At 75.8% G+C, this 331-nt stretch carries 1 protein-coding gene; it reads right to left on the bottom strand.

Translation table 11 applies throughout. The features are described 5' to 3' along the window. Positions 1-331: Kae1-like domain-containing protein (locus IF47_RS28450; protein ID WP_037733451.1), on the bottom strand; the 331-nt coding region annotated here is incomplete at both ends.

The raw sequence follows: 331 nt of genomic DNA, 5'->3' as shown, positions 1-331 counted from the left end.
GTCGTAGGCCGAGGTGCCCTCGCCCCAGGCCGAAGCGGCGGCGGCCTCCAGCTCCAGGGCGGCCTGGGCCTCGTACTCCGCGCGATGGCACACGCCCACCAGGGACGACACGGCGTCGAAGAGCCGGCCCATGCTGGAGGTCGCCACACAGGCCACCCCTCGCGTCAACTGCTGTTTGACAACGGCCAGTTCGCCGGCCGCGCAGGCAGTCACACTGGGCAGATCCGCGTCCCACGCCAGACCCGCCGCCCACAGCCGGGCCAGGGCCAGGCGGCACGGGTTGGCCACGCCCGCGTCCCCGCCGGGCAGCGGGGCGGCGTCGCGCCCGACG

Source organism: Streptomyces megasporus (genome assembly GCF_000718985.1).
Classification (GTDB): Bacteria; Actinomycetota; Actinomycetes; order Streptomycetales; family Streptomycetaceae; genus Streptomyces; species Streptomyces megasporus.
Note: the sequence above shows the minus strand (reverse complement) of the source record. Positions and strands in the feature narration are given on the sequence as shown.